Raw genomic sequence first — 15,469 nt, 5'->3', positions numbered from 1 at the left:
CGTATGACACAAGCTTTATGCTTAGCAGTTATACTATGCCTTAGTGACAAGCTAGAAATACGAAATTTCACAACGCCCTGACATGCTCAGTAATCTTAGTCTTAACTCCTACAAGTGCGCTCGGCCAAACAGTAAAGCTGTTCACCTGCGCAATGTGAAAAAAATCAAACCGATCTGTTCACTTTTTACGCCTGTGGGTGAATAGTGTTAACTCGGGTGAAGAGTGGTGAAGAGTACTCGCCTAAGTGATCACCAATTAACCTCATGATTAATCATCATAAAAATAAAAAGTGAACAGGGTGAACACTTTTTCGTAAAATCTTTTTTTTCTGATGATAATCTGAGAATTTAGTTTCCTACGGCCTTAACTTGTAAGCTGTAGAAAAGTCACAGACTAAACAGTATTGGTATACGCTTAGGTATATCAACTGAAATTGAATTAGACAAAAAAACCAAAAAAACATATACTTATGGATAAAAGTCAGATTCCGCCAGCCCTAAAAGCCCGCAAGGCGTAAGCCCTGCGGGCTTTTTTGTGCCCTCGATTTGCCCCGTGAAGTCCGAACTCAACTCATTAAATCCGAACATTTTAGGCCGGTTGATAGGCCCAATGAAAACGATTATGTTTTTCGATGGGCCTCCAGGAGCAGAGACTGAGCATGGCAAGTCAAACCATAGCCATTGACCGATACGGAAATCAAAGCCGCCAAACCTAAAGACGTCTATTACCAACTTTAAATAATGATGGGCTGACGCTCTTAATGAAATCCAGTGGAAGTAAACTCTGGCAATTTCGCTACTATCACCCCTTCACCAAGCAGAGTTTTGAAGCCTACCCCCCCGATGACACTTTCCGACGCATGGAAGCTGAGAGCAGAATCGCGTGCATTACTTGCAAAGCAGATCGATCCTCTTGAACATCAGAAAGAGCAGCTTCGATCTTCACAAGAAGCCAAAATCAATACTTTCAAATTGATTACCGAACGTTGGGGAATGTGAAGAAAATAAGCGTAACTGAAAATTATGCTGAAGATATCTGGCGGTCTTTGGAGAGAGAGGTTTTCCTGTTATTGGTGAAATCTGCATTACCGACATCGAAGCTCATGCTCTGCTCAAAGCCATACAGCCGGTTCAAGCCAGCGCATTAATGAGGTGATGGTATACGCCAAAAATACCGGGGTTATTGACGCTGTTCCGGGCGTTAATATCGGTAACGCCTTTGAGAAAGCTCAAAAGAAGAATATGCCAGATTTATGCAAATAAGTGTTTTTACGAAAAAGATGATGGCGTACAGGATAACGTTTACCCGTTCACTCCGCGCCATTACTATCAATTCTGGATAGCTTGATAACAAGGAAAGGTTATGGAAAACGGTTTTAGTATTGCAATGACCCCGGTCCAGCTGGCAGCCGTCATGGCTGATGAATCTGTGCTCACTGAGCGTATCTGGGGTGGCATCGGGTTTCTCGGGAGTGTGCTGGAGCTGGCCGGCGCCACTACCCTTTGCCTGGTCCCGGAACCTACCGGAGTGACAAAAGCGGGATGCATTATTGTGGGGGCGCACAGTCTGGATGGGATGAGTGCTTCTGCCTATCAGGTGTATTCCGGCAGACCAACAGCCTCAGTGACCGCTCGCGCTACGGCGGGTATCGCAAGAGAGCTGGGAGCAGATAAGTCCACTGCTGACCAGATTGGTATCGCCGTGGATGTGATCCTCCCGTTCTCTGTAGCTGGCGCTGCGCGGGTTGCTTCGGTCAGATTGGGATAGGTCCAACTTATGCGACATGAGGCTTTGACGCGTGCCCGTGGGGGTGGGCATGCAATCAGAAAACACGTCGGTAAAACCGCACAAGAATTAGTCGATAAAGTTGCCAGGGGCACACAGTCAGGTACCTTTAAACCCACCCATGCGGCCAGCTCATTTTCTTCGCTTAAAATTGCAGAGAAAGCAGCAAGTAAAGCGCTTAAAGCCAACCGAAACAAAATTCGCCAGTGGGCAAAAAATACCAGTGCAGGCTCAAAACATAATCTGGTTTTACGTTATGACGTAAAAGAGTATGTAGGTATCCTCGTTAAATATGGAGAAACCAGTACAGCTAAAACCACAAAAATAGAAATTATTTTAAAAAAACAATTGTACAATAATATGCCCTATTACATTTTGACAGCTTACCCGGTTCATTAAAAATGAAAGACTTTACTGATATAAGTAATTTTTTCGTTGTATTTTTCGGTCAGGATAGTGATGAATATGGCGAAAATTATCCTGAGATCGTCGATTCTGCTTTCAACGATTATGCCGAAGGCGGCGGTTCTTATCTCGATAATCTAATCAGCAACATAGATGATTTTCGTCAAACTTACCCTGACAATGAATCTGCTGCTGTCGCTCTTAATCTTCTGACAAAAGGGTCTGCTGGGGACACTCGCTATTACACCCCAACTTTACTGGATTTCCTAGCGTGGCTATCAGCATATCTGAAGCAAAAGCGTGACGAATAAATATAAAGCCCGCTATATGGGTTCAGTCCAAAGGCGTAAGCCCTGCGGGCTTTTTTGTATTTATAGCTGTCCATAGAGATTCAGCCAAATCCGGTGAATATTGGTATACAGAAAGATGAATCCCAATAATGTATACCAATTAATGCCGGTACTGAACAAAGAACAAAGGGAAGAGATCACTTCATGTTGGCTGCATATCCAGGCAACCGGCAGAGTTTTGGAACCTCCCCCCCCCCTCGGTCACACTTTCCGACGCATGGAAGCTGAGAGCAGAATCGCGTGCATTACTTGCAAAGCAGATCGATCCTCTTGAACATCAGAAAGAGCAGCTTCGATCTTCACAAGAAGCCAAAATCAAAACTTTCAAATTGATTGCCGAATGTTGGGGGAACGTGAAGAAAACAAGCGTAACTGAAAATTATGCTGAAGATATCTGGCGGTCTTTGGAGAGAGATTTTTTTCCTGTTATTGGTGAAATCTGCATTACCGACATCGAAGCCAATGCTCTGCTCAAAGCCATACAGCCGGTTCAAGCAAGCGTGTTAATGAGGTGATGGTATACGCCAAAAATACCGGGCTTATTGGCGTTGTTTATAGCGTTAATATCGGTAAGGCCTTTGAGAAAACTCAAAAGAAGAATATGCCAGCTTTATGAAAATAAGTGTTTTTACGAAAAAGATGATGGCGTACAGGATAACGTTTACCCGTTCACTCCGCGCCATTACTATCAATTCTGGATAGCTTGATAACAAGGAAAGGTTATGGAAAACGGTTTTAGTATTGCAATGACCCCGGTCCAGCTGGCAGCCGTCATGGCTGATGAATCTGTGCTCACTGAGCGTATCTGGGGTGGCATCGGGTTTCTCGGGAGTGTGCTGGAGCTGGCCGGTGCCACCGCCCTTTGCCTGGTCCCGGAACCTACCGGAGTGAAGCGGGATGCATTATTGTGGGGGCACACAGTCTGGATGGGAAGTGAAATCATGATTGATTACAAAAATATCAGAACATACTTCTCTGTATTTCTCGGTAATGATATCGATGCGTATGGAGAAACTTACCCTGAAGTTGTGGACTCTTCGATAGACGTTATTGGTGCAATAGATAATGATCTTATTGATGAAATCGATAAATTTCTTGCTGAATATCCAACAAATGAGCTGGCTGGACCAGCCATGAACCTAATTACTGAAAACAGAGTTGGCGATTGCGCCGGGTTTCCCCCCAACGTTAATCGACTTCCTGACCTGGCTCTCAGCTTACCTGAAGCAAAAGCGTGACGAATAAATATGAAGCCCGCTACTCAACGCTGCGGGAAAGCAGGCTGAGTGCGACCACAGGTGTGCGGATGGTTTTAGCCAGTGATGTAAGTCCTTTGGACACCTCACCAACGACCAGATCGTGACGGCTGTTTCCTTCAGCTGAATCAGGCGCAGATAGTCGATGGCAATCAGCGCCGTCTTTGACTGCTGTTGCTTGTGGCAATTCTCATCCCATACCCCCCCGAAGCCGCAGAGGCCTTTCTTACCCGGGTTCATCTGACATCCTCTACGGTTTCATGGTATGGTGCCGGACTGTAACGTCATCATGTACAATCCGTTAGCAGGATGGCACCATCCCCCGGTTTTTTAGCATCCCCCACGTTGATTTGCACTGCTACGCACAGGGGCAGCCGTGGCGTATTCCGGGCATCTTATGGCGTCACAGTTTCGCTTTCTGCCGGGCCTGTCTACGGGTATCATCGCTACGCTCCTGGCACCGGTTCGGCCTGGTATAATATAGATTCAAAATTTGCCATTTTTTCCAGTACCGCCGTCTTTGTTATTGATACGAAAATCGGCTGAAATAAGGTATAAAGCCGCATGAAAATTCCCAACAGACTCCAGCCTCTGGTTGATGATGGCCTGATAGACGATGTGCTTCAGCGACTAAAAAGCGGTAAAGAAGCAGACGTTTACACCGTTTTATGCGGTGACAACATCCGCTGCGCCAAAGTTTATAAAGAAGCAACCCAGCGTAGCTTCAAGCAAGCCGTGCAGTACCAGGAAGGGCGTAAAGTCCGTAATACCCGTAATGCCCGTGCCATGCAAAAAGGCTCAAAGTTCGGCCGTAAGCAACAGGAAGAGACCTGGCAAACGGCAGAGGTTGATGCCTTGTTCCGCCTGGCGAATGCCGGAGTTCGCGTGCCACAGCCCTATCTTTGTATGGACGGGGTGTTGTTGATGGAACTGGTCACTGATGCAAACGGTGGAGTTGCCCCACGTCTCAGTGATGTGACCTTAACGGAAGAGATGGCCGTTACTGATTTCCACGAGATGATCCGCAATATCGTGCGCATGTTGTGTGCAGGGATTGTGCATGGTGATTTATCGGAGTTTAACGTGCTGCTGGATGCACAAGGGCCGGTCATTATCGACTTGCCCCAGGCCGTTGATGCCGCCGCTAATAATCATGCTGAATCCATGTTTGAACGTGATGTGAATAACATCACTACTTACTACGGCCAGTTCGCACCACAGCTTCTGCAAACACGTTATGCGAAAGAAATCTGGTTGCTGTATGAAGACGGCAAATTAACACCAGAAGCCCCGCTCACCGGTCTGTTCGTTGAAGAGGTCCATGATGTGGATATGGATTCCCTGATGGATGAAATCATCTCAGCAGAAGATGAGTTTTACGACCGTCAGCGAGCAGCCCAGGAACGCGAAGATTAATAAGAGAGTGCGCCAGGTTACAGCAGCAGGATGATGACAGCCCACAAGGTTAATACTGGTGGGCTTATTTAACACTGAACCGATAGCGTAGAAAAATGTGATACCTTGCCATGTTATAAAATCTAATACCTCCCTTCCCTAACAGCCGCTACAAAGTGCTCCTCCTTAAGACATCGCATTTTCTGAAATGAAACCCCCTCTCGCTGTCGTTATGCTGCAGTCCCTCACTTCTTAAAATACATGGATTGTTATGATGAAGAATTATCCTCACGCGACAGCGAGACTGCTTTTCGGCATTTTTTTTTGTACAGCCCCGGTCACAGCCGCCCTTGCCGGTGTCCCAAACGCAATACGTACGCCGCTTTCACTCGACTATAACGGTGATAATGTCGATTTAAAGAAAGAAAAAGAAGCAAAAGAAGCAGAAGCAACAAAGTCCCCAGACTTATTTGGCCCAACGACAGGACCGCTGCCTTTCTTTGGTGAAGAAATACGCAAGCGGGGTTATGACTTGCCCGATCCTTATGGGATTGGCTATAACCATATGAATATGCGCCAGAACATCAAAGTTAATAGCATCGACTTTTCCGGACTTAAACTTTTCGGCTTTCCTATCCCTCAGAGCATTTTTAAAATCGATGTCGGCCACACGCGGGAAAGGTCTCTGACTGATACCGCGAAACTGGACACCTGGTTATTCCCTTTCTTAAATGTTTACGCGGTTGTCGGGCATACCAAGGGAAGTTCAAACTCTACTGTTTCCGTTAATGCACCCATCATCGGAAAAATGTCAGATATCGATTTTATCCTGAAATTCAAAGGGACCACCTATGGTGCGGGCACAACCATGGCCTATGGCTACCATAACTGGTTTGGCACTATGGATTTCAATTATACCCGTACGAACTTTGATATCCTTGACGGTAGTACTACCGCCTATACGTTTACGCCGCGCATTGGGTATCGTTTTACCGTTCCTGGATCAACGAAATATTCTATTCCCGTTTCTCACGCCAGTTTATGGGTTGGCAGCATGTACCAGGATGTTTCCCAGAATTTTGGTGGCAATCTGAGCAATCTACATATGCCGGCTAATTTGATTAACCTGGTTAACTTCGTTAATAAAGACAAAGAAGGACGCTTTCGTGTCAAACAGCACCTCCAGTCACCCTGGAATATACTGGTGGGTGGTCAGTACGAATTGACACGTAACTTTAATGTCATGACTGAAGTGGGCTTTGAGAAACGTAATAGTATTATGGTTGGCGGCGAGTTCCGTTTCTAAATATGCGCTATTTCCGCGCCCTGTTAGTGGGGTTATTGTTAATTCCAACTTTGTCTGAGGCAACATTATTACCCAGCAGGGCGACAGTCGACGGCTATCTTGCCAGATTCAGCTCAGACCCTGTTGATATGCACAAAAGGATCGACTGGGGCGTTGTGCCAGGCCCCTTTTATACTCCCGAGCTGGGCATTGGCATCGGGGTGGCGGCTGTAGGCTTTTATCGTCCCGATGAAGAACAACAGCGGGCCCCGATTTCGTCGCTCTCACTGACCGGATTTGTCAGCTCTACAGGCGCCTTTGGCGTTGGTTACGAAAACAACACATTTCTGCGTAATGACCAATGGCGTTTTATTCTGAGCGGCGATGTCAGCTATCGCCCACTGGATTATTGGGGCCAGGGATATGCGGAGGGCCATCACCAGCGAGGGAAACAGTCCTATAACTCGCGCACCCTGTCGTTCAATCCAGAGATCCTGTATCGATTACAGGCGCATACCTATGTCGGTATGGGGGGGGCCCTCGCCTATGAGAAGGCAACCGGACTACAGAATAAGGCGGCAGGCAGTTTCTTCCAGCATCCGGTACCGCTAAACGAGCTTAACACCGGTGTCAGTTTGCTATTCAGCTACGACACACGAGATGTCACCATTAACCCCTCTAAGGGACAGTTGTTGAATCTCCGCTACACCGATTACCTCCCGGAATTAGGCGGAGATAACCGACTCTCCATCTGGGATATGCAATACAACCTTTACCACGCCGTCAACCCAACCACGCTGCTGGCATGGGATCTGTACGGCCGTTTTGCCGGCGGCAATGTGCCCTGGACGATGGACGGCACACTCGGCGACAGCCATCACCTGCGCGGTTACTACCAGGGACGATATCGCGATCGCAATGTGCTCACTACGCAGATTGAACTGCGTAAAAAACTCAGCTGGCGACATGGAATGGTTGCCTGGGCTGGCGCAGGCAGCATGTCTCCCCATCCCAGTGAGGTTGTGGACGGGCATTGGCTCCCTTCTGTCGGTATCGGCTATCGTTTTGAAATTAAGAAAAGAATGAATTTGCGTCTGGATTACGGTGTAGGACAGAAAAGCTCAGGCTTCTATTTTCAGGTAGGAGAAGCCTTCTGATGAAAAAAGTACTGCTCCTGTTATGCCTGTTCCTTAACGCCTGCCATGCCAGCATTCCCCTGACTGATAAGCCGATAACGCCGGGTGATTTTCAGCTTCCGCCCCCACCCGCGCAACACGTCTGGCCAGCGATCCTGCCACTCCCTCCTCCTGATGGTCTGCGCCCTTGTTGTGCTTTTGGCTATAACATTCGGGCTAAGCTTTTAGGGGTTCCTGTCCCCTTTTTTCAATTACGTAATGTCGTCGATCCTGATAACACGGGAAAGCATCACTATAACGACAGCTGGAAAAGCATCTTTACGACACTGACGGGAATAAACAGTGAGCTCAACGGTATTATCTATACCCGACGGGGCGGATTTATTGACCTTGCTCATGTGCGTGATACCGCGGACAACACGCTATGGCTGTTCAGCAAAATTTGGCCAGCGCTGGGGCGTGCTACCACGATAAAGATGAGCGATGAACTCGGGCAACGCATTATCCGACTACGGCAGTTCTCGCCCCCTGAAGACACGCTGGCGCGTTACAATCTGAGTGTCAGTCTGGCGGCTTACCTCGCCTTTCAGCTCGCCGCCTGGCATGAGGTCGCTCAGTGGTATGGCTTCGAGTCCGTACCCGGCTATCCTGAAACCGTTTCCGCATTTTCACCAGAAGATCTCTATTCCAATCTGCTCGGGGCGCGCATGGCTACAGATATACTTAATGCGGGCGGAGCATCATCACTGCCGCAGTATCAATATTCGATGGCACAGATGCTTCCGCAGGCGCTCGCACAGCTACAAGCCGTCAGCCCGCAAGCCACCCGCTTTCACTTTGATATGCTGGATGGCATATGGTGGAACAACCATTGTCGCCTGCCCGACAAATTTCTGGTGCGTCTGCGCAACTACAGCGTCAGTCACCAGCGGCTGCCGTCGCGTCCTGCGGATACTGTGCCGGAACTGTGGCTGACGTTACCCGATCATTTTGACCATCGTCCGTTGTCACAATTTGCACGACTTGAAATCTGGCGCGGTGATCATATGGCTAACCTGCCTTCGCCGTCATTGATGTATAGCGATAATGATTTTGTCACTCTGGCGCAACAGGCAGCAAAAAATGACCGCCACGCCCTGGCAAAAATCGGTAACCAGTGTGATTAACGCCCCCCTGCCAACCCTCCGTAATATAAGAAAATATTATTAATAACCAGAGAGCGTGAAGCACACTCCTGGTGTTTCAGTATGTCCACTCTCCCCGTATTTCTGCCATTTCCGGCAGGCAACCGTTTTCGCCTTGCCACAAACGGCCCTAAACCCCATTACGGGAAAAGTTCCCCTCACACGGCACTTTAATGTGACATTCATCACACTTTAACTGAATTAAAATGAAACTGAATTTGACAAGTGTGAGCAATCTCTATTTCCTAATGCCCTGATAGCGGCACACTGCCGCAGTATTCATGGCGGGTGTTTTTGTTACAGTCACAAGCACCCATTTGTCGCCCGTAGATAACATGACCCGACCAGCGCGCTGGCTGCCGAGCAGGGTCTCAGAGCATGTGGTAATAATAATGAAATATAAAATTATGATGGCTGGCGCACTGGCAGCACTTTCCTATACCAATGTTTCTCTCGCCGAAACCAACAGTCCGGAATATGTTTCTGACTGGTGGCATCAGAGCGTGAACGTCGTAGGAAGCTATCACACCCGCTTCGGGCCGCAGCTGAACAACGACGTCTATCTGGAATATGAAGCGTTTGCGAAAAAGGACTGGTTCGATTTCTACGGCTACATCGACGTTCCTAAATTCTTCGGCGTGGGTAACGGTAACGATGTCGGCGCGTGGGATGATGGTTCTCCGTTCTTCATGGAGATCGAACCGCGCTTCTCTATTGATAAACTGACCGGCACCAACCTTGGTTTTGGTCCGTTCAAAGAGTGGTATTTCGCCAACAACTATATCTACGATATGGGCGACAACAAGGCGAGCCGCCAGAATACCTGGTATATGGGTCTGGGTACCGACATCGACACCCATTCTGATGTGGGCCTGTCACTGAACGTGTATGCCAAATACCAGTGGGAAAACTACGGTGCAGCCAATGAAGACAGCTGGGACGGCTACCGCTTCAAGGTGAAATACTTCGTTCCACTGACTCAGCTGTGGGGCGGCAACCTGACCTATATCGGCTTTACCAACTTTGACTGGGGTTCTGACCTCGCCGATAAAGCCGGCCCGTCACGCACCAGCAACTCTATCGCGTCCAGCCATATTCTCTCGCTGGGCTATGATCACTGGCACTACTCTGTTGTGGCGCGTTACTTCCACAACGGCGGCCAGTGGAATGACGGCACCGAGTTGAACTTCGGTAAAGGTGATTTTAACGTGAAATCAAACGGTTTCGGTTACTACCTGGTTGTCGGTTACAACTTCTGATAACCCGGGGATATCCCCAATGCTGACATAACGCGCCTTCGGGCGCGTTTTTTTTGCCTGCAATAAACCGCTATACTCCTCCGGCAATATTGCGTCCGCTAAAAGGAATTTTTATGTCTGCCAAGTCTGTTGATCACAGTGTGAAACTGCGCCCGCTCGAACGCGAGGATCTGCGTTTTGTTCATCAGCTGGATAACAACGCCAGCGTGATGCGCTACTGGTTTGAAGAGCCGTACGAGGCGTTTGTTGAGCTGTCCGATCTCTACGACAAGCATATCCACGATCAGAGCGAACGTCGGTTTGTGGTTGAACACGATGGAAGTAATGCCGGGCTGGTTGAACTGGTGGAGATTAATCATATCCACCGTCGTGCAGAGTTTCAGATAATTATTGCCCCCAGCCATCAGGGAAAAGGGCTGGCCAGTAAAGCCGCGAAACTGGCGATGGATTACGGATTTTCGGTCCTTAATCTCTACAAACTTTACCTGATCGTCGATAAAGAGAACGAAAAGGCCATCCATATTTACCGTAAGCTGGGCTTTGAAATTGAAGGCGAGCTGATCCACGAGTTCTTTATCAACGGTGAATATCGCAATACCATCCGCATGTGCATTTTCCAGCATCAGTATCTGGAAAAATTTAAACCCGCGCAGGGTATGGTCAAAACCACGGCGCAGTAAACAACAACGGCAGGTGGGATAGCCCGACCTGCCGTTGTTCGTTTAGCCGCCTCGCGCGCCAACCGGATTCATGATGGTCTGCAAGCGTTCCGGTTCAATCTTGTACATGCCCCCGTAGAACGGGTCGACCACCAGCCAGCCAGGGATGCCAAGCAGCGGAATGTTGCCCAGCAGATACCACAGGTTCGGGCTCTCTTTCAGTGGGAGCGTTTGCGGAACATAGCCTGCGCGCTCCAGCATCACCAGATACTTTTTCTTACCGAAGTAGTTGCCGTTAGACTTCTGCAGCGTAACGGTTTTTGGCGTGTAACCTTCGGCCACCGCTTTACCCGTTTCATCCTGTACCACAAACTTCACCCCTGGGGGCTGAGTCTGAAGCGTCACATCCTGGGTTTCACTACCGACAATCGTGGCGCAACCACTTAACATCCACGCTGCTGCCAGCGCTGCTATCAGCCGTTTCATCATTCATCCTGCCTGAATCCATCATGCTAACAGTCTACGCGTCAGATAAGGCAAGCTAGCGCGTTAATAGCGCGACGAATTGGTGGTTTATTCAGCCATTGGCACGCTGGGGTTAACCAAACATTCTTTCCAGATAGCGTTCCAGCGCAACGCGTGAGCTGAAACCATGAGGGATGCCGTAGTGATCGTTTGATTCCCCGACCAGATACATCGGGAAACGGACGTAATGGTCGCAGGTTTTAACATCCGATGATGCCGTGGCGATCGCCTGGCTTCGCTCCTTGAGCGTTGGGTGAATGACCAGAGCGGTTCGACCCAGACGTGCCTCACGGTTAACATACACATAGTCTTCACCGCGACAGTAACCGTAAGTTTTTGCGGTGACCGCATCCATCTCAAATCCCGCTTTTTCCAGTACGCGAGCTACCTCATCAGGTCGTAAATACATACTTGCTCCTCTAAGTCTGCTAACCCGGCAACCTTACAACAGGCTGCACAGTCAGCGCTTTCGGAATAGTCCATAAACGCCCTGTCGTGCATGGCGTTCTCTGCGTGTGTTCTATACTTAATAGTACGTTTTCAGAGTAAGGGAGCAAAAAATGTTCAACCGGACCACAAAAAATAACGATATAGACCTGAATCAGGATGTTTCTCTGCTGGCTGATAGCCTGGATGATTTATTGAAATCCTGGGGAAGCAAATCAAAGGAAGAAGCGGATGAGGCACGCTCTCGGGCCGAATCCCTGTTGAAAGAGACGCGGGCCAAACTCCATGGCCGCAACCGCGTAACCCAGGCCGCGAAAGACGCCGGAAATCATGTCGACAACTACATCCACGATAAGCCCTGGCATGGTGTAGGTATCGGTACAGCACTGGGTATCCTCGTTGGGGCGCTTATTGCCACCACCACATCCAGCAGATAGTCGAAAAATTTGCGTTAGAAAAAGAGGCCCGTGGCGAAAGCTGCGGGCTTTTTTTGTCAGCAAAACTTTTTAATCGGGCGCAATCCTTGTGGCACAAGGCTTCAGTGTGAGCTGACTTAACAAATACTAAAATCCTATATGTTGTGTGGTTGCATTTCGGCGGCACTATATCTAGTATTTACCCCATCAAGACCACACAACATGGTGTGGCAGTGGTGGCGCTTCCTGGGCAGTAAACTGGCGCCAGATACTCAAGATAACCAGCCCACAAGGTAAATACGAATCATGCGCATTATTATTTACACTAAAGATAACTGTGTCCAGTGCAATGCCACAAAAAATGCCATGGACAAGAAAGGCATCGATTATCAGCTGATCAATCTGGACAGCGAACCTGCACATGTGGAGACACTGAAGTCTCTCGGTTACCGCCAGGTGCCGGTGGTGATGGCTGAACAGGATCACTGGAGCGGTTTTCGTCCGGACAAAATCCATGCGCTGAGCCACCTGGCTGCGGCGCGGGGATGAGATCATGACCACGCTGGTTTACTTTTCCAGCCTGTCTGAAAATACCCATCGATTTATCACCCGTTTAAATCTGCCTGCTGTGCGTATTCCACTGGACTACGCGCAGTGCTTGCAGGTTGATCAGCCCTACATTCTGGTGGTGCCCAGCTACGGCGGCGGCACGGCTCAGGGTGCGGTCCCTAAACAGGTGATTCAGTTTTTGAATGACACCAATAATCGTCAGCTGATCCGCGGCGTTATCGCTGCTGGCAACCGCAATTTTGGCGAGGCTTACTGCTTGGCTGGCGACATTATTGCGCGAAAATGTCAGGTGCCTTATCTCTATCGCTTTGAGCTAATGGGCACCTCTGACGATATCGCTAACGTACACAAGGGAGTAACCCAATTTTGGCAGCGACAGACAGCACACTCATAGAGGCCACCGCAGCAACGCCGGATTACCATGCGCTTAATGCCATGCTTAATCTGTACGATGCTGAAGGTCATATTCAGTTCGAGAAAGATCGTGAGGCCACGCGTCAGTATTTTATCCAGCACGTGATCCCTAATAGCGTTCAGTTCGACTCTATTGCTGACCGTTTACAGTATCTGGTTTCCGAAGGCTATTACGAAGCTGACGTTCTGAATGCCTATCCGTTTGAGTTCGTCTGTTCGCTGTTTCAGCAGGCTTACGACCGTCGTTTCCGCTTCCAGACGTTTCTCGGTGCATGGAAGTTTTACACCAGCTATACGCTGAAAACCTTCGACGGAAAACGCTATCTGGAAGGCTTCACTGAACGCGTCTGCATGGTGGCCCTGACGCTGGCAAAAGGCGATCAGGCGCTCGCCCTGTCACTGACCGATGAAATTCTCGCTGGCCGCTTCCAGCCTGCCACGCCAACCTTCCTGAACTGCGGTAAGCAGCAACGCGGTGAGCTGGTTTCCTGCTTCCTGCTGCGCATCGAAGACAATATGGAGTCGATTGGCCGTGCGGTGAACTCCGCGCTGCAACTCTCCAAACGCGGCGGTGGTGTTGCCTTCCTGCTGTCAAACCTGCGTGAGTCCGGTGCGCCAATCAAGCGCATCGAAAATCAGTCTTCCGGGGTGATCCCGGTGATGAAGATGCTGGAAGATGCCTTCTCCTACGCCAATCAGCTGGGTGCGCGCCAGGGCGCAGGGGCTGTCTATCTCAATGCGCACCACCCCGACATCCTGCGTTTTCTTGATACCAAGCGTGAAAACGCCGATGAAAAAATTCGTATCAAAACGCTGTCGCTTGGCGTGGTGATCCCGGATGTCACCTTCCAGCTGGCGAAAGACAACCAGCCGATGGCGCTGTTCTCGCCGTACGATGTCGAACGCATTTACGGCCTGCCCTTTGCCGATATCAGCATCAGCGAGAAGTATGACGAAATGCTGGCCGATGAGCGCATCCGTCGCACCTTTATTAATCCGCGCGAATTCTTCCAGACGCTGGCCGAAATCCAGTTTGAGTCCGGCTACCCGTACATTATGTTCGAAGATACGGTTAACCGCGCCAATCCGATTCATGGCCGCATCAATATGAGCAACCTGTGTTCGGAGATCTTGCAGGTCAATACCCCTACGGAATATAACGATGACCTCAGCTACAAGCGCATCGGTAAGGATATTTCCTGTAACCTCGGCTCGCTGAATATCGCCCATGCCATGGATTCTGTCGATTTCGCACGCACGGTGGAGATTGCTGTACGTGGCCTGACAGCGGTGTCAGATCAAAGCCATATCCATTCCGTGCCCTCCATTGAACAGGGCAATGCGCAGTCGCACGCTATCGGCCTGGGACAGATGAACCTGCATGGCTATCTGGCGCGTGAAAGCATTCAGTACGGTTCCGACGAAGGGCTGGATTTCACCAATATCTACTTCTATACCGTCACCTATCACGCGCTGCGCACCTCAAACCTGCTGGCGCGCGAACGTGGTGCCAGCTTTAGTGGCTTTGCCGACTCACGTTATGCCAGCGGTGAATACTTCAATCAATATGTAGAACAGAGCTGGCAGCCGCGCACGGCTCAGGTCGCTGCGCTGTTTGCCAAAGCGGGGATCGCCATCCCTACGCAGGCACAATGGCAGGCACTGAAAGAATCGGTGATGCAGTACGGGCTGTATAACCAGAATTTACAGGCGATCCCACCGACCGGTTCGATTTCTTATATCAACCACGCCACATCGAGCATCCATCCGATTGTGTCGCGCATTGAAATCCGCAAGGAAGGAAAAACGGGCCGTGTCTATTACCCTGCGCCGTTTATGAACAACGATAACCAGGCGTTCTATCGTGATGCCTATGACATTGGCCCGGAAGCGATTATTGATACTTACGCGGAAGCCACGCGCCACGTGGATCAGGGACTGTCACTGACGCTGTTCTTCCGTGATACCGCCACCACGCGCGATATCAACAAAGCTCAGATTTACGCCTGGAAAAAAGGCATCAAGACGCTGTATTACATCCGTCTGCGCCAGATGGCACTGCAAGGCACCGAAGTTGAAGGCTGCGTGTCCTGCTCGCTGTAAAACATCGCTGTGGGAGGGCGAGGCATGCCTCGCCCCTACACATCATGCACAGCATGCACAGCATGCCCCGAACCGTATTGCGTAGGGGTCAGGCATGCCGACCCGACAAATCGTGCACCACATGTACAGCACCGTATTGCGTAGGGGTCAGGCATGCCGACCCGACAAATCGTGCACCACATGCACAGCACCGTATTGCGTAGGGGTCAGGCATGCCTGACCCGACAAATAGTGCACCATATGTACAGTACCGTATCGCGTAGGGGTCAGGCATGCCTG

16 protein-coding genes and 2 pseudogenes are annotated in these 15,469 nt (G+C 49.6%); 16 read left to right on the top strand and 2 right to left on the bottom strand.

Going from position 1 to position 15,469, the window contains the following annotated elements; all coding sequences use genetic code 11:
* Positions 1–681: 681 nt before the first annotated feature.
* The 12 genes and pseudogenes from HHI26_RS09095 to speG all read left to right on the top strand — a co-directional run.
* Positions 682–1,254, top strand: a pseudogene (locus HHI26_RS09095) (integrase arm-type DNA-binding domain-containing protein); the annotation flags it as partial.
* Positions 1,255–1,363: 109 nt separating this feature from the next.
* The gene (locus tag HHI26_RS09090) at positions 1,364–1,768 is read left to right on the top strand and encodes a hypothetical protein (protein ID WP_171148952.1); all 405 of its coding nucleotides are present in this window, start codon (positions 1,364–1,366) and stop codon (positions 1,766–1,768) included.
* Between the two features lie 9 nt (positions 1,769–1,777).
* Positions 1,778–2,185 carry an RNase A-like domain-containing protein gene (locus HHI26_RS09085; RefSeq protein WP_171148951.1) on the top strand — a complete coding sequence of 136 codons (408 nt, stop codon included), beginning with the start codon at positions 1,778–1,780 and terminating at the stop codon, positions 2,183–2,185.
* Positions 2,186–2,187: 2 nt separating this feature from the next.
* The gene (locus HHI26_RS09080) at positions 2,188–2,502 is read left to right on the top strand and encodes a hypothetical protein (protein ID WP_159338574.1); all 315 of its coding nucleotides are present in this window, start codon (positions 2,188–2,190) and stop codon (positions 2,500–2,502) included.
* A 210-nt stretch (positions 2,503–2,712) separates the two neighbouring features.
* Positions 2,713–3,154, top strand: a pseudogene (locus tag HHI26_RS09075) (integrase); the annotation flags it as partial.
* A 109-nt stretch (positions 3,155–3,263) separates the two neighbouring features.
* Positions 3,264–3,779, top strand: coding sequence for a hypothetical protein (locus HHI26_RS09070; RefSeq protein WP_171148950.1), 516 nt, complete (start codon positions 3,264–3,266; stop codon positions 3,777–3,779).
* Between the two features lie 582 nt (positions 3,780–4,361).
* Positions 4,362–5,213 (top strand): PA4780 family RIO1-like protein kinase, encoded by an 852-nt coding sequence (locus HHI26_RS09060; RefSeq protein ID WP_167863440.1) that lies wholly within the window; start codon positions 4,362–4,364, stop codon positions 5,211–5,213.
* A 250-nt stretch (positions 5,214–5,463) separates the two neighbouring features.
* Positions 5,464–6,498 carry a hypothetical protein gene (locus HHI26_RS09055; RefSeq protein ID WP_171148949.1) on the top strand — a complete coding sequence of 345 codons (1,035 nt, stop codon included), beginning with the start codon at positions 5,464–5,466 and terminating at the stop codon, positions 6,496–6,498.
* Between the two features lie 128 nt (positions 6,499–6,626).
* Positions 6,627–7,634 carry a BamA/TamA family outer membrane protein gene (locus HHI26_RS09050; RefSeq protein ID WP_241008255.1) on the top strand — a complete coding sequence of 336 codons (1,008 nt, stop codon included), beginning with the start codon at positions 6,627–6,629 and terminating at the stop codon, positions 7,632–7,634.
* Positions 7,634–8,779 carry a DUF4056 domain-containing protein gene (locus tag HHI26_RS09045; RefSeq protein ID WP_133845808.1) on the top strand — a complete coding sequence of 382 codons (1,146 nt, stop codon included), beginning with the start codon at positions 7,634–7,636 and terminating at the stop codon, positions 8,777–8,779. The genes HHI26_RS09050 and HHI26_RS09045 overlap by 1 nt, the downstream gene beginning before the upstream one ends.
* 410 nt (positions 8,780–9,189) lie before the next feature.
* Positions 9,190–10,056, top strand: coding sequence for a nucleoside-specific channel-forming protein Tsx (locus tag HHI26_RS09040; protein ID WP_133845807.1), 867 nt, complete (start codon positions 9,190–9,192; stop codon positions 10,054–10,056).
* A 113-nt stretch (positions 10,057–10,169) separates the two neighbouring features.
* Positions 10,170–10,736 carry a spermidine N1-acetyltransferase gene (gene speG / locus HHI26_RS09035; RefSeq protein WP_133845806.1) on the top strand — a complete coding sequence of 189 codons (567 nt, stop codon included), beginning with the start codon at positions 10,170–10,172 and terminating at the stop codon, positions 10,734–10,736.
* Between the two features lie 42 nt (positions 10,737–10,778).
* On the opposite strand, the gene HHI26_RS09030 is transcribed toward speG, so the two are convergent.
* Complete coding sequence (locus tag HHI26_RS09030) at positions 10,779–11,201, bottom strand: hypothetical protein (protein ID WP_166653754.1); 423 nt, start codon at positions 11,199–11,201, stop codon at positions 10,779–10,781.
* A gap of 112 nt (positions 11,202–11,313) precedes the next feature.
* Complete coding sequence (locus HHI26_RS09025) at positions 11,314–11,649, bottom strand: DUF2002 family protein (RefSeq protein WP_133845804.1); 336 nt, start codon at positions 11,647–11,649, stop codon at positions 11,314–11,316.
* A gap of 151 nt (positions 11,650–11,800) precedes the next feature.
* On the opposite strand from HHI26_RS09025, the gene HHI26_RS09020 reads away from it, so the two are divergent.
* The 4 genes from HHI26_RS09020 (at position 11,801) to nrdE (ending at position 15,190) form a co-directional block, all read left to right on the top strand.
* The gene (locus tag HHI26_RS09020) at positions 11,801–12,124 is read left to right on the top strand and encodes a DUF883 family protein (protein ID WP_133845803.1); all 324 of its coding nucleotides are present in this window, start codon (positions 11,801–11,803) and stop codon (positions 12,122–12,124) included.
* A gap of 285 nt (positions 12,125–12,409) precedes the next feature.
* The gene (gene nrdH / locus HHI26_RS09015; RefSeq protein WP_133845802.1) at positions 12,410–12,652 is read left to right on the top strand and encodes a glutaredoxin-like protein NrdH; all 243 of its coding nucleotides are present in this window, start codon (positions 12,410–12,412) and stop codon (positions 12,650–12,652) included.
* A gap of 4 nt (positions 12,653–12,656) precedes the next feature.
* Positions 12,657–13,067: a class Ib ribonucleoside-diphosphate reductase assembly flavoprotein NrdI gene (gene nrdI / locus HHI26_RS09010; protein ID WP_133845801.1), complete on the top strand. Its 411-nt coding sequence runs from the start codon at positions 12,657–12,659 to the stop codon at positions 13,065–13,067.
* Positions 13,040–15,190 carry a class 1b ribonucleoside-diphosphate reductase subunit alpha gene (gene nrdE, locus HHI26_RS09005; protein WP_133845800.1) on the top strand — a complete coding sequence of 717 codons (2,151 nt, stop codon included), beginning with the start codon at positions 13,040–13,042 and terminating at the stop codon, positions 15,188–15,190. Before nrdI ends, nrdE begins: the two co-directional genes overlap by 28 nt.
* The last annotated feature ends 279 nt before the right edge of the window (positions 15,191–15,469 follow it).

Origin of the sequence: Erwinia sp. JH02 (genome assembly GCF_013074405.1) — a bacterium.
Lineage (GTDB): Bacteria > Pseudomonadota > Gammaproteobacteria > Enterobacterales > Enterobacteriaceae > Erwinia > Erwinia rhapontici.
This window is presented reverse-complemented; position numbering and strand designations above follow the sequence as displayed.